Raw genomic sequence first — 20478 nt, 5'->3', positions numbered from 1 at the left:
ATTTGAAGCTATTAAAATAAATTTTAAAGATCAGCGTTAAAAGTTATTATTAAAAATAAGTAAATTTCATTGTTTTAGTACAATATTTAGTATACACTTTAAGAAGATATGTTTGATTTAATTTCATGTCAGAAGCAAAAAGTTTAATTTTGGCAGCTATCCTTTCCATGTTAATCATGGTGTCTTGGCGTATTATTTATGATAATTTTTTTAGTACAAACCAAAACCAGCCATTGATTGAAAATATTGAACATATCGAATCTTTTAACGACCTTGCTCCTATAATATACCAAAATCGTTCTGAAATTATTAATTCTACTCGAGAACAGAGGGTTAGTTTAACCAATAACATGATTAAAGGATCAATTTCTCTGAAAGGTGCAAGGTTTGATGACTTAATTTTAACTAATTACCACTTAGAACCGAGTTCTTCTTCTCCACAAGTGGTGTTACTGTCACCTGCAGAATCAAAAGATGTATATTTTGCAGAATTTGGGTGGCTCGATCCGAGTAACAAGATTAAAGTTCCAGATTCTAAAGCAGTCTGGCGAGCAGATAAACTTAATCAAAAAGAGGTCAATTTATCTTGGGACAATGAGAATGGCATTTTATTTAGAATGAAAATTAACCTCGACGATAATTACATGTTTAAAGTTGAGCAAGTTGTTGAAAATAATACAAAGGATAATGTAGTTTTGGTTCCTTATGGTAAAATTAACCGTAAACGTGACAGTATCAACGAATCTTATTGGATATCCCATGAAGGAGTACTGGGTGCATTTGATAATAAACTAGAGGAGTGGACATATAAGGATATTTCCAAAAAACATTTAATAAAAGCAAGCACGAGTGAAAAAAATTGGTTTGGTTTTGCTGATAAATACTGGCTCACAGCCATCATACCTGAAAAATCTGATAAAATAAATGTAAGCATTAAACACACAAACGTTAATAATACTGATAAATTCCAAGTAGATTTTGTCAAACCTTACAAGAGCATACTTCCTGGTGCAAGCGTTTCTAATGTGAATTATTTTTTTGCTGGAGCAAAAAAGTTGAATTTACTGGATTCTTATAAGGACACTCTCAATATACCCCTGTTTGATAAAGCTGTAGATTTTGGTGTTCTTTACTTTATAACTAAACCAGTGTTTTTACTGCTTGAATATTTTAACTTCGTTTTAAAAAATTTTGGCTTAGCAATATTATTGCTGACTTTAGTAATCAAACTTTTGATGCTTTCCTTATTTAATAGATCATATATTTCGATGTTTAAGGTAAAAAGCCTGCAGCCTGAATTAACTCGTATAAAAGAGTTGTATAAAAATGACAGCTTAAAGCAGCATAAAGAGACAATTGCATTGTTTAAGAGAAACAACGTAAATCCAATGTCGAGCATTTTTCCCATGCTAATACAAATACCGGTATTTTTTGCTCTATATAAAGTATTATTTGTTACTATAGAGATGAGGCATGCTCCTTTTTTTTTATGGATTAAGGATCTTTCAGCTCCTGACCCAACGAACATCTTTACATTATTTGGGTTGTTTAATTATAACTTTCCTATTTCTATAGGCATTTTACCTATAATTTTCGGTGCCACCATGATAATTCAGCAGAAGCTAAGTGAGAAAGATCAAACCAGTAAAGATGATATTCAAGTAAATGTTATGAAGTTTTTACCTTACATTTCTGTCTTTATTTTTTCTTCTTTTCCTGCCGGCCTGGTAATATATTGGATATTTAGTAATATTATAACTCTAATTCAACAGTCATTAATAAAGTTGTTTTTAACAAAAAAAGTGGTAGTAAATGTCGAGAATACTAATAGTTAATTCGATTTATTATACTGAAATAGCGAACCTTTTGCTTGAAGGTGCAATTGATAAATTAAAAGGCAGTAATGCCAGTTACGATGTAGTTGAGGTTCCTGGTACATTTGAGATACCAGCTACAATTCTTTTTGCAGTCAAGAGTGGGCATACTAATTATGATGGTTATTTAGCTCTTGGGTGCGTAATTCGCGGTGAAACCGATCATTATCAATATGTTTGTAAAGGAGTAATTGAAGGCTTAAATGAGGTTGTTATGCATTATGCAATACCCCTTGGTATGGGTGTAATTACCGCTGACAGCAAAGATAAAGCACTAGTTAGAGCTGATAAAAACAAAAAGAACGTTGGTGGCCATGCAGCCTCAACTGTTTTGCGTATGATAGATTTACACAATAAATTAAAATAATGGAGGAAAAACCAGTAGATAAAAAGTGGCGCATAAAAAGAAGCACGGCAAGATTTCTTGCTGTACAAATTGCTTATTCAAATATTTTCGTAGGTTACAACAAAAGCACTTTTAAACTGGAAAATTGTGAGCTTAAGGACTACATAAATAAGTTGAAAGATATATTTGAATGTGAAGAATTTGAACATCAGTTCTTAGAAAACTTGTTATATAAGGTTATAAAAAGCAGTGAAGAATATGATAAAATAATAGAGTCTTATTTACACCCAAGTTGGTCCCTTTCACGGTTAAATCTTATAAGCTTATCTATTCTGCGTGTTGCAATATGTGAGTTAGCTAATTGTGATACGCCAGTTCCAGTTGTCATTAATGAATATACTAACATTGCATCTGATTTACTTGATAAACCAAGCGAAATTGGTTTTATTAATGGGTTATTGGATAAGGCAAAAGATGCAGTTAAATTAAATAAAAATCCTTAGCAATTATAGCCAGCAAGCACAAGGTGTCATCCGAGTAGCTGCTGTATGAACATTGTCTACCAGATCCCAGTGCTTGACACTGGAATGGCTTTGTTGCATAGCAACTGAAAAAATCTGGTGGCTACTGACAAAATTCATTATAAAATAGCCATTTAACCTTGAAAGAAAAAATATGCCACAAAAAATGAGGGTCAGTAACCATAGCGAATATAACAAATTTCTAGAAAAAAGAGGAAATATTTTTCATTATATCAACGAAGCCATAGAAAAGTGGTACGAGAATGGTCCAAAAATACCAGGTGGCAACAATATTTATAGCGATAAAATTGTAATTTTGGTGCACATAATAACTTGTTTATTTAGAATAGGCCTGAGGCAAACAGTTGGGTTTATAGCAGGATACCTTGAGCAAATTGGGAAAAATTTGCAAGTTATCAGCTATTCACAATCATCAAGAAGGTTTAAGAAACTCAATATTAAGATCAATGATTGCAGAAAATAATATGGAAGATATCGAAATTGCTATAGACAGTACAGGAATTAGTATATACAACAACACTCCTGGTCATAGCAAAGAAAATAGCGAAGATAGAAAGTATCGCAGCTATGAACAGACAAGAAAATTGCATGTAATGTTGAATACAAACAGCAAAAAAGCCATAGCTGTAAAATACAGTAACGGCTGATCACTATGGAGCTTGTGATTTGCTAAAAGAAGTCGATTTTCAGTATGTCATAAAAGTATAGCTCTTTCCACAGAAGTCCGGATATGATAAGATTAAGGATAGATGGCGATAAGGAGGTTGGATGCCGGCAGCATATAGTTATGATTTAAGAAAAAAAGCAATGGAAGCACTAGACGAAGGGGAAAGCAGAGAAGCAGTGGCAGCAAGATTTAAAATTGGACGAACTACTTTGTGGGAGTGGCAGCAAAGAAAAAAAGAAACAGGCGACTTTCAGTCAAAAAAACTCGGTAATGGAGGTTACAATCAGAAAATTATCGACTGGAATAAGTTTATCGAATTTGCTAAAAAACACGGTAGAAAAACTCTGTCGGAAATGGCTAAACTTTGGGGCAACGTTAGTATCCAAACGATCCACCGAGCTCTCAGAAAAATTGGATTTACGCGCAAAAAAAGACATATGGATACAAGGAAAGGAACGAAGAAAAACGTGCTGAATTCTTAAAAATTATAGCAACAAAAGAACCAGAAAACTTAGTGTATATAGATGAGTCTGGGATTGATAACACGGAGGACTATCCATATGGGTATTGCCAGAAAGGACAGCGATTTTATGCCCTAAAATCTGGAAAAAAAACTCAACGAATCAGCATGGTTGCAGCCTTAAGTAGAAGAAAGATAGTTGCTCCATTAACATTTGAAGGCCACTGTAATATGGATATTTTTAATGGATGGTTTGAGCAATTTTTGGCACCGATCTTAGAACCTGGACAAACTGTCATTCTTGATAATGCTACTTTTCATAAGTCTGATAAGCTTATCAAGCTCGCTAAAGGAGTCGGTGCAGAAATTTTGTATCTGCCGCCTTATTCTCCAGATTTTAACAAAATTGAGCATCATTGGTTTGCTATAAAAAACAGAGCCAGGAAAAACATTCCTCTATTCGAATCCTTTCGTCGTGCTGTTGATTCTGCCTTCCTATGACCTATTCGGACTATTATGAGAAATGCTATAAGAGGTTGTCCGGAAACAAGTAAAAGGCTATAATATCTGAAATTTTAGTACGGGGTAAAGATGAGAAAAAAGTATCCAACAGATCTAAGCGAAAGGGAATGGGCAAGAATAGAAAAACACTTCAGAGTATCATACAAGAAAGGAGGAAGGCCGCAAAAGTATAGCAAAAAAGAAATATTAGAAGCAATTTTCTATGTATTGCGTACAGGGTGTCAATGGCGGTATTTACCAAATGATTTTCCGCTATGGAAGACTGTGTATGAGCAGTTCAGGCAATGGAAGAAGCAGGGAATTTTTGAGAAAATGAATTATGAAATTACAAAATATAGTAGAAGAAAAATAGGAAGGAATGAGCAGCCGAGTGCCTGTATAGTAGATAGTCAATCTGTAAAGACTACAGAAAAGGGGGGATCAAAGGCTATGATGGAAGTAAAAAAGTAAAGGGTAGAAAAAGGCATATAATTACAGACACTCAGGGTTTTATACTAGGTTGTTACGTAGGCGCTGCTAACGAAAATGATAGAGATGGTATTAAAATAGCATTAAACAATATGAGAACAAAATATACTAAAGTTAAAAAAATGTGGGCTGACATGGGATACCAAGGAAGAAATTTAAAGAATCACATAAAGGAAGAATATGACATAGATATTGAAATTGTTAAAAGGCCTCCATGTAGATTTTGGGTGCACAAAGATACGCCACCTGAGCTACTACCAACAAGAGAACAAGGGTTTAAAGTACAGCCAAGAAGATGGGTTGTAGAAAGGACTTTTGCTTGGGTTAATAGGAATAGAAGGCTATCGAAGGAGTATGATTTACTCACAACATCCACTGAGAATTTCATATACCTAGCTATGAGTAGGGTTATGTTAAAGAGGGAATATGCTTGAATTTACTAGTTTCCGGACAACCTCTAATTGTACTGCTGTATAAGTTGTCCGGTCATCCTCATCATCGGAACTAATACCTGAATCATGGCCATCACCCTCTTCAATCTTTTGAGTTTCTATATCGTGTTCATTTATTTCGCTCGACGAATCATAGTTGGAAGGGTTATACTGTTGATTAGGACGTTTAAAAATTTGACGCCAATCGCTGTAAGGCTCCTAAAATCGAAAGGAGTGCGTATAACTTTTTCCTTGCCTGATACCCCACCATTCATATTGTATAACCATTACTCACTAATCCCTTAGTGAATATCGTAATATATAGGTCTGTCAATAAAAAAATATAACTTTCTTTGGTTCTAACCTTTGCAAATCAGTATCTATAGCTCGGTAATTTCTCATACGTTGCACTCTGGACCTAGGAGCGTTGTTAATAAAATCCACGACAGCTAGACAATCCTTGCTCGTCCACTAAAAGGAAAAGCAGCAAGGAGCGAACCAAAAGCGATAAGAAAGGATCCAAGCCAGATTATAGACATTCCAGGTTTATAGTGCACTTTGGCTGCGATTTTGCTCTTACTCTTATCAATCTCTCCAATTACAACATAAATATCAGAAAGCAAATTGTGGTAGATACTGCTTTCAACATTTTTCTGACCTTCCGCAAGGTAAAATCTATATTCAGGAGTTACTTCACCTAATATCTTATTATTCAGCAAATTCCTGATATCCATTGTACCCCTCACTGCATGGAAATTTTTTTCTTTTATTAGCTCAATATTGCGTAAAGTAACTTTAAATTTATTGACTGTTATGCTATCCCCTATTTTTAAGTAATTTTCTTTTTTCTCCTGCCAACCAACTGAATAAGCTATACCAAGCACTAGAATTGCCACTCCAGCATGAGCAAGCATCATTGCATAGTAGGACTTAGAAACTCTTCTTGCTAATAAAATTGATTCACCAAATGCTACCTTAAATAAACGAATTCTTTTACTGTATGCTTCTAAAACAAAGATTAATAATGCTATGGAGATAGTAATTGATAGCACAATTATTAGCTCCATGTGAAAGATAAACGGCAAAATAGCTGCAGCACTGCAGAATGAAAATCTATATTCACGGAATATTGGCAATAGACTATTTCCCTGCCAACTGCAGTATTGCCCGATCATGGTGAGCACTAGAATAGCTAGTGCAATAGAGTTAAATAAAGAATTGTAATATGGTGCTCCAACTGAAATTAATTCACCGGTTAAATACTCAAGCACTGTAGGGTATAAAGTGCCAACGAACACGATGAAAAAGGCAGTGATGAATAATAAATTGTTCATCAGTATCATCGTAAAGCGTGAAAAGAATCTTCTACCCTCTGTCACTTGAGTAGCAAGTTTCTTTCTGGATTCCAGTGTCAAGCATTGGAATGACATCGCAGGCGTGTGATTTTTTCTCGTAAATACTACAAATATTACTAAGCTACTGACTGTAATTACACCAAGTAGAGCTAATATATATAGTCCATATCTTGGGTCATCTGCAAACGTGTGCACTGAGGTAAGTATTCCTGAGCGGACTAGAAATGTTCCAGTCACACTCAATATAAAAGTTGTAAGCGTAAGTAAAATAGCAAAGTTCCTTAAAACATTGAAATTCCGTACCACGAGCAACAAATGTGTCAGCGCTACTGCAATTAGCCACGGCATCAAAGAAACGTTTTCCACTGGATCCCAAAACCAAAATCCACCCCACCCAAGTTCGCGATATGCCCACCAGCTACCCAAGCTGATGCCCAAAGTGAGCAGCGACCAAGAAATAAGTACCCAAGGCCTGACAATTTTAGCCCAAACATTTCCTTCAGTATTTAAAATTAATCCAGCTATAGAGAGCGAAAAAGGAACGCTAAATCCAAGGTACCCCCAATATAATATCGGTGGATGAATAGCAAGGCCTATATCCTGCAATATCGGATTAAAACCCAATCCATCTGTTTCAATGCCTGGCATTTTAGTGAAGGGGCTGGATTCAATTAAAGTGAACAGCAAAAAACAAAAGCAAATCAGCCCATGAGTGATAAGAGATATTTTTTTTAATTTACTACCATTAGTTCGTTCTGGTGTCATTCCAGTGCTTGACACTGGAATCCAGTTTTTATTACACTGCCATTTGATGTACTCATTTGCAATTAAATTGTCTGGATCCCAGTGTCTGGGCACTGGGATGACAGAAGAAGAGACTGGGATGACAGAGGGGGAAACTGGGATGACAGAAGGTATATAAATATCCATTAGTAATAAATACATGACAAGCACTAAGGTCCAAAGCAACATGGACCCTTCTTTGTTTCCCCAAACACCACAAATCTTGTAGATCAAAGGTTTTGTTGTGTGTGAGTGGTAGTATACGTTTTCAAGTGAAAAATCATTTGTAATGTGGCAGTAGATCAAAATAGCCATTGACGCTGATACACAAAAAAATATGGCAGTGGTAATAAACCGACAAGAACTAAGCGGTAAAAACAAATATGTCAAAGACAATAAGCAGGCTAGCAATAGCAATATATTCCCAAGTTCAGGCATAAAAAATTATAGTTTTTATATAAACAATATTACTGATGACAAGTTAGAAGTTAAAGTGTTAATTGATGCTAGCATAATGCTCCCGTAGTTAGCTGTGCTAGTATTAATTAAAAATTAAATATTAAATCTTTATACTTTTATAGATAGCGTTAATATTGAGGTAACATTGTGGGTACAACTAAGATTAGTAAATTTCCATTCAATATAAAAGGTAAAGTGGCAAAACAACATGCCGAACCAATAATCGAAAAAAATCTCTATACTATTTTAGGATTCAAAGATATAGAAGATTTTGAAAATAAGACAAGTAAACTTGTTAATAAAAAAGTTTGGCAATCATTTGTTGACTGCTTTGCAAAAGAAATAGATTATGCAGCAACCGAAGAAGTTGTAAAAAACATCGTTTGTAACATTGCAAAGAGTGATCAAGGTAATGCTTTTACCAAAACTGAACATCTCATATTAAATGAAAAGCAAGATAATAAAAAGAGAGAAAAAGCGATTAGAAAAGCTATTAGTATTTTGAGAAAAATCAATCCAGAAAAAGCCTTTAATGAACTTTCAGTAATAAAAAAACAAGCTGAAGATTTTTTACAAACCGATTTTTGTAAAGCACAGAGTAAATCACTTCAAGGATTTGCTCCCTCTGGTGGACAGCTCTTTGCGGAAACTCTGAAATATATAGAAACACTAGAAAGATTATCCGAAGTAAAAAAAGAAGGGCTAGTTAGAGATTTCTTGTTAAATCATGTTAGTTTATTGAATAAAAAGTATCCTAAATCACAAGGTATAGCTCTTTCCACAGAAGTCCGGATATGATAAGATTAAGGATAGATGGCGATAAGGAGGTTGGATGCCGGCAGCATATAGTTATGATTTAAGAAAAAAAGCAATGGAAGCACTAGACGAAGGGGAAAGCAGAGAAGCAGTGGCAGCAAGATTTAAAATTGGACGAACTACTTTGTGGGAGTGGCAGCAAAGAAAAAAAGAAACAGGCGACTTTCAGTCAAAAAAACTCGGTAATGGAGGTTACAATCAGAAAATTATCGACTGGAATAAGTTTATCGAATTTGCTAAAAAACACGGTAGAAAAACTCTGTCGGAAATGGCTAAACTTTGGGGCAACGTTAGTATCCAAACGATCCACCGAGCTCTCAGAAAAATTGGATTTACGCGCAAAAAAAGACATATGGATACAAGGAAAGGAACGAAGAAAAACGTGCTGAATTCTTAAAAATTATAGCAACAAAAGAACCAGAAAACTTAGTGTATATAGATGAGTCTGGGATTGATAACACGGAGGACTATCCATATGGGTATTGCCAGAAAGGACAGCGATTTTATGCCCTAAAATCTGGAAAAAAAACTCAACGAATCAGCATGGTTGCAGCCTTAAGTAGAAGAAAGATAGTTGCTCCATTAACATTTGAAGGCCACTGTAATATGGATATTTTTAATGGATGGTTTGAGCAATTTTTGGCACCGATCTTAGAACCTGGACAAACTGTCATTCTTGATAATGCTACTTTTCATAAGTCTGATAAGCTTATCAAGCTCGCTAAAGGAGTCGGTGCAGAAATTTTGTATCTGCCGCCTTATTCTCCAGATTTTAACAAAATTGAGCATCATTGGTTTGCTATAAAAAACAGAGCCAGGAAAAACATTCCTCTATTCGAATCCTTTCGTCGTGCTGTTGATTCTGCCTTCCTATGACCTATTCGGACTATTATGAGAAATGCTATAAGAGGTTGTCGGGAAACTAGTAAATTCAAGCATATTCCCTCTTTAACATAACCCTACTCATAGCTAGGTATATGAAATTCTCAGTGGATGTTGTGAGTAAATCATACTCCTTCGATAGCCTTCTATTCCTATTAACCCAAGCAAAAGTCCTTTCTACAACCCATCTTCTTGGCTGTACTTTAAACCCTTGTTCTCTTGTTGGTAGTAGCTCAGGTGGCGTATCTTTGTGCACCCAAAATCTACATGGAGGCCTTTTAACAATTTCAATATCTATGTCATATTCTTCCTTTATGTGATTCTTTAAATTTCTTCCTTGGTATCCCATGTCAGCCCACATTTTTTTAACTTTAGTATATTTTGTTCTCATATTGTTTAATGCTATTTTAATACCATCTCTATCATTTTCGTTAGCAGCGCCTACGTAACAACCTAGTATAAAACCCTGAGTGTCTGTAATTATATGCCTTTTTCTACCCTTTACTTTTTTACTTCCATCATAGCCTTTGATCCCCCCTTTTCTGTAGTCTTTACAGATTGACTATCTACTATACAGGCACTCGGCTGCTCATTCCTTCCTATTTTTCTTCTACTATATTTTGTAATTTCATAATTCATTTTCTCAAAAATTCCCTGCTTCTTCCATTGCCTGAACTGCTCATACACAGTCTTCCATAGCGGAAAATCATTTGGTAAATACCGCCATTGACACCCTGTACGCAATACATAGAAAATTGCTTCTAATATTTCTTTTTTGCTATACTTTTGCGGCCTTCCTCCTTTCTTGTATGATACTCTGAAGTGTTTTTCTATTCTTGCCCATTCCCTTTCGCTTAGATCTGTTGGATACTTTTTTCTCATCTTTACCCCGTACTAAAATTTCAGATATTATAGCCTTTTACTTGTTTCCGGACAACCTCTAAAAGGGAAGATGCTATAACAATACTATCAAGTGATGAGTTGAAGAATTTTTACAATAAAGGTGTAAAAGAAGGAATGTTACAACCAATGGCATCTTACAAAGGATGCAGAAACCTGTATGACAAAATGAACCAGATAAAAAATGAATCCAAAAGTATAATTAAAAGAGAAGAACGGGAAGAAAATTTAAAGAAAATAGATAAGTCGATAATCAGCGCAATTAATGACATAAAAAAACATAGAGAAGCAATCCTTAACTGTAAAGACTTTCAAAATTCTTACATAAAAGAGAAAAAAGAACATCCATTTAGAGGCAACGCATGTCAAAAAATGATTGATATATATCAAGAGAGAATTGTTGGATATCAGGAGAAAATTCGTCAAAACTTAAACCAAATAAAAGCGATATTAAAAAGTGCGCCGCAAGAAATGGATGATGTGGAAGAATTCGAGGAAATAATTGATGATATACATGAAGCAAAGCAGTGTGATGAAATTTTTGATTCAGCTTTAATTTGTTTATCGAACATACAGAATGAGCTAGATATTCAGCTGGAAAATCCTTCAACAGAACTCAGAGCTTCACACATTAACGTTAAAACTGAGCTAACTAGGTTATAAGAACCAAATCTTTAGGATAATGAAAGCACTTTAATTCAAGACAGCTCTTAGTCTGTGTTTTAATTTGGTTGTGTTTTATTAAAAAAACTTTAGATTTATTTTATAATCGATACTCAAATATAATGACTCAAACTTGGGATTTGTTGCAAACAGGGCAAAAGGAAGGCTATAAAATTGCGTATACTAATGCTCGTATTATCGACCCGGAAACTAAACTTGATATAAAAGGTTCATTATTGACTGAAGGGGATAAAATTGTTGACTTTGGTGAATCATTATTTTCAACAAGTGGAGTTGATGAAACAATAGACTGTAAAGGGCTTGTTCTAATGCCAGGCCTTATTGACATTCACGTACATTTTCGTGAACCAGGCCAGGAACATAAAGAAACTATATATACAGGCAGCAAATCTGCAGCTGCGGGGGGAGTTACAACTGTAGTTTGTCAGCCAAACACTGTTCCAGCAATTGATAGCGTTATTTTGGCTAAATATTTGAAATATAGAGCACTTGAAACTTCACATGTAAACGTTGAATTTTACGCTAAAATCACCACTTCGGAAGAACACCTGACTGAAATGGCACTTTTAAAGGAAGCAGGTGCGGTTGGGTTCACCGATGATGGCATGCCAGTTATGAACCCAATGATTATGAGACAGGCGCTGCTTTATTCAAGTATGCTGAATGTTCCTATTGCTCAACATGCAGAAGATTTAAATTTATCTGCTGGTGGCGCAATCAACGAAGGTAAAATTTCTGAAGAATTGGGAGTAAAGGGGATCTTGAGTGCGTCAGAATCGGTTATGGTAAATCGTGATATACTGCTAATGAAGGATATGGAAAATGTGCACTACCATATTCTACATGTCTCTTCAAAAGATTCACTTGATGCTATTAAACGTGCAAAAGATTTGGGATTAAATGTTACGTGCGAAGTAACCCCTCATCACTTCACTTTGACTGAAGATATAGTAAAACAACATGGAGCAATTGCAAAAATGAATCCGCCGCTTCGCACTGAAGAAGATCGTTTAGCTATGGTTGAAGGTTTAAAGACAGGTGTGATTGATTGCATTGCAACTGATCACGCTCCGCATGATCGTAGTTCTAAAGATCTACCACTTGAAAATGCTGCATTTGGTATTGTTGGTCTTGAAACAATGCTGCCCCTTTCACTTGAACTCTATCACAGTGGGCAAATGGGTCTACTTGATGTGCTTGCAAAATTGACATATAAGCCTGCAGATATAATACACATACCACGTGGTCGTATACAAAAAAACCTTGCTGCAGACTTAATTTTAGTTGACCTCAATCATGAATGGGAAATTAAAACTGACAACTTTGCTAGTAAATCAAAGAATTCTCCTTTCGATGGTCGCAAAGTAAAAGGACACGTAGTACGTACTGTTGTGTCCGGCAAAACTATATACTCGCAGAAGAGTTAGTTATCATATCTTATCTATTCCAATTTGTTATCACCAGAATGGGCTAAGTGCACCTAAATTTAAATTAAGAAATCTTACACTGTCTCCGAATAAACACATCCTCTTATCTTTCCCTAATCTGTAAAGTTATTTTGTCTATCAATCTGATTCCAAAACAGCAAAATTATTGTATAATGTTACTTTGAAGTTTTATTTTCAATGCACAAGTTTGCAATACTTTTTTCTATACTGCTTGCAATAGTTGCTTACTACCTAAACAATGAAATCATATTTGAAATAGCAAAGCTATTTAGTGATATCTTTATCAGCTTGCTCAAATTAATAAGCTTACCTCTGGTTTTTTTATCCATAGTTTCCACAATTTCCGGGCTCAAAGACTCAATTGAAATCAAAGTCTTAGTTAAGAAAACACTATTTTATACTCTGCTTACAACTATTATAGCTGCGTTTGTTGCATTATCGTTTTATTTGTTAATAGATCCAGCAAGAAAAAATTTCATAAGTAATACAATAGGGAGTATTAACAGCAATAACCACAGTTATTTTTCATATTTAAAATCACTCATTCCTTCTAATTTTGTGCAAGTTTTTCTTGAAAATAATATGATTGGTAGCATATTAATCGCTTTTTTGATGGGTGGAGCTATTGTTTCACTTTCAAAAGAAAAGCAGGATATATTATATCAAGTATTCTCTGCACTTTTTGATACGCTACTTAAAATTGCTCAAGGGTTATTAAAATTTATTCCGCTTGCTGTTTGGTCTTTTATTACATGTTTTTTGCATGAATTAAAAGGCGGTAGTGAGTTCTACAATCTTTTATGGTATTTTGTTTGCATAATGTCTGCAAATTTTGTGCAGGCATTTCTGATTTTACCGCTATTTATGTGGTATAAAGGCATATCACCAATTCAAACGCTGAAAGGGGTTATGCCAGCACTCACACTTGCGTTTTTTTCTAAATCATCCAGTGCAACATTGCCAACAACTATAGAATGTGTGCAGAACAAGCTAAAGGTGCCAAAGAAATTATCGTCTTTTATTTTACCAATATGCACAACAATTAACATGAATGCATGTGCTGCATTTATACTAATCACTGTAATGTTTGTTGCAGAAATGAACGGATACGTATTTTCCTTAAGCGAAATGTTGATATGGATTTTTTTAGCTACAGGGGCTGCAATTGGTAACGCTGGAGTGCCGATGGGGTGCTATTTTATGGCAACCAGTTATCTCATGTCGATGAATGTTCCTCTGCATATTATGGGACTGATTTTGCCTATTTATACAATCATCGATATGTTTGAAACTGCAATAAATGTGTGGTCTGATGTTTGTATCACTCAGATAATTAATAAAGAATGTAATAGTGAAACTTAAAAAATGATATTAGACGAAAATAACCTAATAATAAAAGAATTTAAAGAAGCAGAAGCAATTTTGCATGGGCATTTTGTTTTATCATCCGGGCTGCATAGTGACACATACATACAGTGTGCGAAGATTTTTGAAAATCCAAGCAGAGCCATGAAAGTTTGCGCATTATTAGCAGATAAAATAAAAAAAGAATTAAATAGCTCCATAGATTTAATATTATCTCCTGCAATTGGTGGAATAATTGTGGGTTATGAGATTGGCAGGCAGCTTGGAATAAAGACAATGTTTTGCGAGCGCGTTAATGGTAAGTTTGAATTACGCCGTGGATTTAAGATCAAAAAGGGTGAGAAAATATTGCTCATTGAAGATGTAATAACCACAGGTAAATCTTCACTTGAAGCAGTGGAATGTGCAGAAGGGGAAGGAGGTAAAGTTGTTGCTGAAGCTTCTTTGATAAAGAGAAATAGTGAAACGAAACTGCCTTTTCCTGTCATATCTTTGATTGAACTGAACATCAAAAACTACAGCGAGGAAGAACTTCCAAGTGAATTAAAACAACTACCCATAACAAAACCTGGGAGTAGGGAATATTTAACAAAGTAATCCTATAATATCTTGGAAACACAGCATTTATACACAGCTTTAGTTATTTACTCCAAGTGTATTTTATGTATACTTATTACTAAATTAATTTTGAAATGATAGAAAATGAACGAATTTAAATCGATCCGAAATATAGCAATAATCGCACACGTTGACCACGGTAAAACTACTTTACTTGATAACATGTTAAAACAAAGTGGCACATTCCGCGAGAATCAAGAAGTTCAAGAACGAGTGATGGATAGTGGTGATCAAGAGCGTGAACGCGGAATTACAATACTTGCAAAATGTACATCAATAATGTGGGGCGATGAAAAGATCAATATTATTGACACGCCAGGGCACGCGGACTTTGGTGGGGAAGTGGAAAGGGTATTGTGCATGGCAGATGGTGTGTTGCTGCTGGTTGACGCTGCAGAAGGTCCCATGCCACAAACAAAATTTGTGCTCTCAAAAGCACTAAAAGCAAATTTGAAGCCAATTGTGATAATCAATAAGGTCGACCGACCAGATAGCAGAATTGATGAAGTATTAAATGAAATATATGAGTTATTTTTTAACCTTGATGCAACCAACGAGCAGCTAGATTTTCCAGTGTTGTATGCTTCAGGTAGAAATGGCTGGTGTGCTAAGGAGCTTTCTGATGAAAGAAAAGATTTAAGCCCATTATTTTCAACGGTTATAGATTATATAAAACCTTCTGTTTATAATCAAAATGCACCTTTTGCTATGTTGGTCACTCTACTTGAGTCTGATAAGTTTCTTGGCAGAATATTGACAGGAAAGGTTTATCAGGGCATTGCAAAAGTCAATTCAGATCTTAAGGTGCTTGACCTCGATGGCAAAGTAATTGAACGAGGAAGATTAACTAAGTTGCTCTCATTTTCTGGCTTGAAACGCATTCCAGTAGAACAAGCTGTGGCAGGAGACATAATTGCAATTGCAGGGCTTGAGGAAGCTTCAGTTTCAGACACTATAGCAGCACCAGAGGTTACAACTGCAGTAAGCTCAACTCCAGTTGATCCGCCGACAATGGCGATTACTCTGAGTGTTAATGATTCACCTTTTGCTGGGCAAGAAGGTACAAAGCTTACCTCAACTGCTATAAAGGATCGCTTATACGCGGAGGCAGAAACAAATGTTGCAATTACTGTGACTTTAGCACCAAGCGGTGAAGCATTTGAAGTAGGTGGGCGTGGTGAGTTACAGCTTGGAGTGTTAATTGAAAATATGAGGAGAGAAGGTTTTGAGCTTTCGGTATCACGCCCTCGCGTGTTATTTAAAGAAGAAGGCGGTAAAAAACTTGAACCTATAGAGGAAGTAGTAATTGATGTAGATGATGAATATAGTGGAATCATCATGGAAAAACTCAGCTTCCGTAAAGGTGAAGTAACTGACATGAGACCTTCTGGTAATGGCAGGACAAGATTAACGTTTTTAGTGCCATCAAGAGGATTAATCGGTTATCAAGGAGAGTTTTTAACTGATTCTCGTGGCACAGGCATAATTAACCGTTTATTTCACAGTTATGCTCCACATAGAGGTCCAATTTCTGGAAGGCGCAATGGAGTTTTAATTTCTACAGATAAGGGTGAGGCTGTGGCATATGCAATTTTCAATTTGCAAGACAGGGGAATTATGTTTATTAAGCCACAGGATAAGGTATATTGTGGCATGGTTGTCGGCCAGCATAGCCGTGACAATGATTTGGAGATAAATGTGTTAAAGGGTAAGCAATTAACAAACGTAAGAGCTTCAGGTAGTGATGAAGCTATAAAGCTCACTCCACCAAAGATAATGACACTGGAGGATATGATAGCGTATATAGATGATGATGAATTGGTGGAAGTAACTCCAAAATCTATACGTTTACGCAAGAAATTCCTTGATCCAAATGAACGTAAGCGTGCAGGAAGGGCAAAGAATAAGGAGTAATCAGAGGTTGAACATTTGCGAAAAATAGTGTATAATTATTCGTCTCCTAATTGTATTTAATTATGGCCTTTTCGAAATTTCTCGATCCAAAAAACAATTTCGCGTTCAAGAGAATATTTGGCACTGAGAAAAATAAAGATATTCTCATTCACTTTCTCAATGATATATTGGGCTTCGCTGGCAAAGATGAAATAGAAGAAATAGAATTTCTCAGCACTATCATGGATGCTGAGATTGCCTCTAAAAAACAAAGTATTGTTGATGTTTTCTGTACTGATTCTGCTGGAACCCAGCTAATTATTGAAATGGTGCGACCTGAAAGTCTTCGGTCATATTGTTTAAAAGGAGAGGAATTCCTTCAGAAAGAAACTAAAAGAGTTCTAAAACTTATTAAACCAGATGTTTTGCCATCTGAGTCTATGCATCAGTGCGAATCGGGTAACCGGTTGGTGCCAAGCGATGCGGACAATGAACCTCCTCTTGAAAAAGAAGATGCTCAATCGTGAAAGGAGCATAAACTACAAGCATCATGTGGTTGGAGAGCTAGGCTTAGTGGTATGGTGAACGTAAGTGAAGCTTCATAAGTATCGTAACGATTAAAGAGCTAAAGATGCTGATAAGCTCCGACCAAAAGGTAATGTGACATTTTTCATTTCTGGATGTACGCAAATCACCGGTATAGAGAAGTCACCTAACCCACTGTTGTATGACAGAAGGAACAGGGTAAGCCTGTATTTCCGCCTATATGGCAAGCAAACCGCAAGGAACGCTGATGAAAATGCAGGTAAAGGATAATGGAGAAAGCGAATGCCATTTTGTAACGAAATGTATAGAATTTGTAACATTAATTCGCGTGAAAACGAGCAGATTTCCATTTGGTCCCTCGTGACAAGAAACTTTGTTAACCACTTGAGGTAGAGAAGCAGATGACCTTACCCACAGAAATGATGAAGAAATTAGGAATATTTTTTACAAAAAGGACAATACTAACAAAAGAACTTTATTCTATTTAAAATATAAAGTTACAATAAATTTTCCTGTCATCTCCAAATAAATTACATTAACTTAGTATTGTATATTGTTAATAACTTAAATAATACAACCATTTTCAGCAACAAAAACCAAAGGTCTTGAGATACAAGATATAGCCTTTCTTATAATAGTCCGAATGCGATAAGATATGTGTTTATGGCTATAGCAGGCCAGTAGCATATTACGGTCTGTTCGGATTATTGTAAAAAGAGCTATATTTGTATGGTTACTATGATAGTTCCTTTTTTAAGAAAGTTTTAAATTTCATACCTAACAATAAACAACTTTAGGTTTAAATTTATGAAATCAGTTGTTATATACATCAGCAAATACGAATTTAACTGGTGTTATGGACTTAAATAAATTTACCGAAAAAGCAAAAAGTCTAATTCAAAGTGCTCAAATGAAAGCGTTGGGAGCTGGGCATCAGATTTTTATGCCTGAGCATTTACTAAAAGTGATGCTTGAAGATGAATCAGGTTTAGTTCAGGATTTGATAAACGCTTGTGGTGGAAGTGTGCAAAGTATTTCTGATGCTGTGGATAGCGCAATAAAAAAGTTGCCAGTAATTGAAGGTCCAGGAAGTGGTGGCCTTCAACTTTCAAGAGAAATAGCAAAAGTTTTTGAAGATTCAATTGGTATTGCAAAGAGAAATAAAGATTCATTTGTTGCTGTCGAGCGTTTACTGCAGGGCCTCACTGCACAAAAAGATGATACTGTAGGCAAAATTCTGGCAGAGAATGGTGTGACTCCACAAAAACTGAACTCAGTTGTTGCAGAAATGAGAAAGGGCAGCAGTGCGGACTCGCCAAACAGTGAGGAAAAATTAAACGCGGCAAAGAAATATACAAAAGATGTTACAGAGCTTGCTATGCAAGGAAAGCTTGATCCTGTAATTGGTCGTGATGAAGAGATCAGAAGAACTATGCAGGTATCACTGAGGCGGACAAAAAATAATCCAGTGCTGATCGGTGAACCTGGTGTTGGAAAAACTGCAATAGTTGAGGGGCTTGCAAATAGAATTGTTGCAAACGATGTACCACTTGGTTTGCATGATGCAAAGGTCTTAGCTTTGGATCTTGGTGCATTAATCGCTGGAACAAAGTTTAGAGGAGAATTTGAAGAAAGGTTAAAAGCAGTTATTAATGAGCTTTCGAAAGCGGAGGGAAAAGTTATCTTGTTTATAGATGAGCTTCATACTTTAGTTGGAGCAGGAGCAACAAGTGGTGCAATGGATGCCTCGAATCTGCTGAAGCCTGCTCTTGCGCGTGGAGAAATTCGCTGTATAGGAGCCACAACTTTAGATGAATATCGTCAGCATATAGAAAAAGATCCTGCGCTTGCAAGGCGTTTCCAGCCTGTGTTTATTTCTCAACCAACTGAAACTGATACCATTTCAATACTCAGGGGTTTGAAGGAAAGATATGAGGTGCATCATGGTATAAGAATTACAGACGGTGCAATAATTGCTGCTGCAACGTTGTCCAATAGATATATAACAGATAGGTTTTTACCTGATAAAGCAATTGATTTGATTGATGAAGCAGCAAGTAGGGTGAGAATTGAAATGGATAGCAAGCCTGAAGTTATTGATGAACTTGAGAGAAAGGTTATACAGCTAAAGATTGAAGCAGAGGCTTTAAAAAAAGAAAGTGATGAAAATTCTAAACAGCGTTTAAAAAAGATAAATGAGAAGGTTGAAAACCTAAATAGCAAATTTGCTGACTTGAACAGCAAATGGCAGATGGAAAAGAATAAAATAGCTAGAATACAAGAAACAGCCGAAAAATTAGATAACGCTAGAAAAGAGCTGGAATTGGCTCAGCGGAGTGGAAATTTAGGAAAAGCAGGAGAGCTGATGTATGGTGTGATCCCTCAGCTTGAGAATGAATTAAAAAATCAGGAAAAGGTTACTGGTAGTTTCTTAAAGAAAGAAGTGACTGGAGATGATATTGCAAACATTGTTTCAAAGTGGACAGGAATTCCAGTTGATAACATGATGCACAGTGAAAAGGAAAAACTTCTTAACATGGAGAATGAAATAGGAAGAAGAGTAATAGGGCAGAAAGATGCAATAGAAGCGATAAGTAATGCAGTTAGGCGCTCCCGCTCTGGGGTGCAAGATACTAATCGACCTTTTGGTTCATTCTTATTCTTAGGCCCAACCGGGGTTGGTAAAACCGAACTTGCGAAAGCCTTAGCTGAATTTCTGTTTGACGATCAATCAGCGCTTCTGCGTTTTGATATGTCAGAATATATGGAAAAACATTCTGTTTCAAAGCTAATTGGCGCGCCTCCAGGGTATGTTGGCTATGAACAAGGTGGCAGATTAACTGAAGCGGTAAGAAGAAGGCCATATCAGGTTATTCTGTTTGATGAAATCGAGAAAGCAAATCCAGATATATTTAATCTATTGCTGCAAATCTTGGATGAGGGTAGACTCACTGATAGTCATGGTAAATTAATTGATTTTCGCAACACCATACTGATTTTAACTTCTAACCTTGGCGCTGAGATAATGCTAAAAGGGAATGTTGATTCTGTAAGAAATGAAGTGATGCAAATAGTTAAATCAGCATTTCGTCCAGAATTTTTAAACAGGCTGGATGAAATTATTATATTCCACAGTTTAACCAGAGATGACATCTATAAAATTATAGATGTTCAATTTTCTTATTTACAAAAAACACTTGCTAAGCGTAAACTGAGTATAAGTTTGTTGCAGGAAGCTAAAGAACTAATAGCACAAACTGGCTATGACCCTGAATATGGAGCAAGGCCCTTAAAAAGGGTTATACAAGAGTGTATTCAAAATAATTTAGCTAAATTAGTTTTATCAGGGGAAGTAGTAGAAAATGATGAGCTAATAGTGTACGCTCTTGATAATGAAATCTTAGTTAAAAAGGTTTAAG

General features: G+C 35.7%; 18 protein-coding genes and 2 pseudogenes. 17 read left to right on the top strand and 3 right to left on the bottom strand.

Annotated elements, in window-relative coordinates; translation table 11 throughout:
- Positions 1–125: 125 nt before the first annotated feature.
- The 7 genes from yidC to AAGD90_RS04670 all read left to right on the top strand — a co-directional run bounded on the left by yidC (position 126) and on the right by AAGD90_RS04670 (position 5313).
- Entirely contained in the window at positions 126–1835 is a 1710-nt protein-coding gene (yidC, locus tag AAGD90_RS04700) for a membrane protein insertase YidC (protein WP_341821738.1), read from the top strand.
- On the top strand, positions 1813–2241 hold the full coding sequence (locus tag AAGD90_RS04695) for a 6,7-dimethyl-8-ribityllumazine synthase (RefSeq protein ID WP_006279647.1): 429 nt from the start codon (positions 1813–1815) through the stop codon (positions 2239–2241). Before yidC ends, AAGD90_RS04695 begins: the two co-directional genes overlap by 23 nt.
- Positions 2241–2723 carry a transcription antitermination factor NusB gene (gene nusB / locus AAGD90_RS04690; RefSeq protein WP_007549265.1) on the top strand — a complete coding sequence of 161 codons (483 nt, stop codon included), beginning with the start codon at positions 2241–2243 and terminating at the stop codon, positions 2721–2723. The genes AAGD90_RS04695 and nusB overlap by 1 nt, the downstream gene beginning before the upstream one ends.
- A gap of 172 nt (positions 2724–2895) precedes the next feature.
- Positions 2896–3225, top strand: a complete 330-nt coding sequence (locus tag AAGD90_RS04685) for a transposase (RefSeq protein ID WP_264329437.1) — start codon at positions 2896–2898, stop codon at positions 3223–3225.
- Positions 3209–3409 (top strand): hypothetical protein, encoded by a 201-nt coding sequence (locus tag AAGD90_RS04680; RefSeq protein WP_010082383.1) that lies wholly within the window; start codon positions 3209–3211, stop codon positions 3407–3409. The genes AAGD90_RS04685 and AAGD90_RS04680 overlap by 17 nt, the downstream gene beginning before the upstream one ends.
- Positions 3410–3530: 121 nt before the next feature.
- Positions 3531–4390, top strand: a protein-coding gene (locus AAGD90_RS04675; protein ID WP_156518142.1) for an IS630 family transposase whose coding sequence is annotated in 2 segments (ribosomal slippage) — positions 3531–3855 and positions 3855–4390 — 861 coding nt in all. Because the reading frame shifts where the segments join, the coding sequence is not laid out codon by codon here.
- Positions 4391–4480: 90 nt separating this feature from the next.
- Positions 4481–5313, top strand: a protein-coding gene (locus AAGD90_RS04670) for an IS5-like element ISWpi1 family transposase (RefSeq protein WP_341821644.1) whose coding sequence is annotated in 2 segments (ribosomal slippage) — positions 4481–4850 and positions 4850–5313 — 834 coding nt in all. Because the reading frame shifts where the segments join, the coding sequence is not laid out codon by codon here.
- Between the two features lie 446 nt (positions 5314–5759).
- Here the strand turns inward: AAGD90_RS04670 and AAGD90_RS04665 are convergent.
- A complete protein-coding gene (locus AAGD90_RS04665) occupies positions 5760–7763 on the bottom strand; it encodes a heme lyase CcmF/NrfE family subunit (RefSeq protein ID WP_341821736.1) in 2004 nt (667 codons plus the stop codon).
- A 22-nt stretch (positions 7764–7785) separates the two neighbouring features.
- Between AAGD90_RS04665 and AAGD90_RS04660 the strand changes: the two genes are divergently transcribed.
- The 3 genes from AAGD90_RS04660 to AAGD90_RS04650 all read left to right on the top strand — a co-directional run bounded on the left by AAGD90_RS04660 (position 7786) and on the right by AAGD90_RS04650 (position 9599).
- Entirely contained in the window at positions 7786–7974 is a 189-nt protein-coding gene (locus AAGD90_RS04660; protein WP_022626229.1) for a hypothetical protein, read from the top strand.
- Positions 7975–8054: 80 nt separating this feature from the next.
- A complete protein-coding gene (locus AAGD90_RS04655; RefSeq protein ID WP_341821735.1) occupies positions 8055–8705 on the top strand; it encodes a hypothetical protein in 651 nt (216 codons plus the stop codon).
- 34 nt (positions 8706–8739) lie between these two features.
- Positions 8740–9599, top strand: a protein-coding gene (locus AAGD90_RS04650) for an IS630 family transposase (protein ID WP_156518142.1) whose coding sequence is annotated in 2 segments (ribosomal slippage) — positions 8740–9064 and positions 9064–9599 — 861 coding nt in all. Because the reading frame shifts where the segments join, the coding sequence is not laid out codon by codon here.
- A gap of 55 nt (positions 9600–9654) precedes the next feature.
- Here the strand turns inward: AAGD90_RS04650 and AAGD90_RS04645 are convergent.
- Positions 9655–10487: pseudogene (locus tag AAGD90_RS04645) on the bottom strand (IS5 family transposase).
- A gap of 147 nt (positions 10488–10634) precedes the next feature.
- Between AAGD90_RS04645 and AAGD90_RS04640 the strand changes: the two are divergent.
- From AAGD90_RS04640 to AAGD90_RS04615, 6 genes and pseudogenes are all read left to right on the top strand, one after another.
- Positions 10635–11168, top strand: coding sequence for a hypothetical protein (locus AAGD90_RS04640; protein ID WP_341821734.1), 534 nt, complete (start codon positions 10635–10637; stop codon positions 11166–11168).
- A 122-nt stretch (positions 11169–11290) separates the two neighbouring features.
- Positions 11291–12616 carry a dihydroorotase gene (locus tag AAGD90_RS04635; protein WP_022626228.1) on the top strand — a complete coding sequence of 442 codons (1326 nt, stop codon included), beginning with the start codon at positions 11291–11293 and terminating at the stop codon, positions 12614–12616.
- A 198-nt stretch (positions 12617–12814) separates the two neighbouring features.
- Positions 12815–13999, top strand: coding sequence for a dicarboxylate/amino acid:cation symporter (locus AAGD90_RS04630; RefSeq protein ID WP_010082165.1), 1185 nt, complete (start codon positions 12815–12817; stop codon positions 13997–13999).
- Between the two features lie 3 nt (positions 14000–14002).
- Positions 14003–14599, top strand: coding sequence for an orotate phosphoribosyltransferase (gene pyrE, locus AAGD90_RS04625; protein WP_006279657.1), 597 nt, complete (start codon positions 14003–14005; stop codon positions 14597–14599).
- Positions 14600–14704: 105 nt separating this feature from the next.
- On the top strand, positions 14705–16534 hold the full coding sequence (gene typA, locus AAGD90_RS04620) for a translational GTPase TypA (RefSeq protein WP_010962447.1): 1830 nt from the start codon (positions 14705–14707) through the stop codon (positions 16532–16534).
- Between the two features lie 62 nt (positions 16535–16596).
- Positions 16597–16842 (top strand): annotated as a pseudogene (locus AAGD90_RS04615) (PD-(D/E)XK nuclease family transposase); the annotation flags it as partial.
- 781 nt (positions 16843–17623) lie between these two features.
- On the opposite strand, the gene AAGD90_RS04610 reads toward AAGD90_RS04615, so the two are convergent.
- Entirely contained in the window at positions 17624–17746 is a 123-nt protein-coding gene (locus AAGD90_RS04610) for a hypothetical protein (RefSeq protein WP_341821733.1), read from the bottom strand.
- A gap of 169 nt (positions 17747–17915) precedes the next feature.
- Between AAGD90_RS04610 and clpB the strand changes: the two genes are divergently transcribed.
- Complete coding sequence (clpB, locus tag AAGD90_RS04605; protein WP_341821732.1) at positions 17916–20477, top strand: ATP-dependent chaperone ClpB; 2562 nt, start codon at positions 17916–17918, stop codon at positions 20475–20477.
- The last annotated feature ends 1 nt before the right edge of the window (position 20478 follow it).

The sequence above is a fragment of the Wolbachia endosymbiont (group A) of Ischnus inquisitorius genome (assembly GCF_964026985.1).
GTDB classification, from domain to species: domain Bacteria; phylum Pseudomonadota; class Alphaproteobacteria; order Rickettsiales; family Anaplasmataceae; genus Wolbachia; species Wolbachia pipientis.
This window is presented reverse-complemented; position numbering and strand designations above follow the sequence as displayed.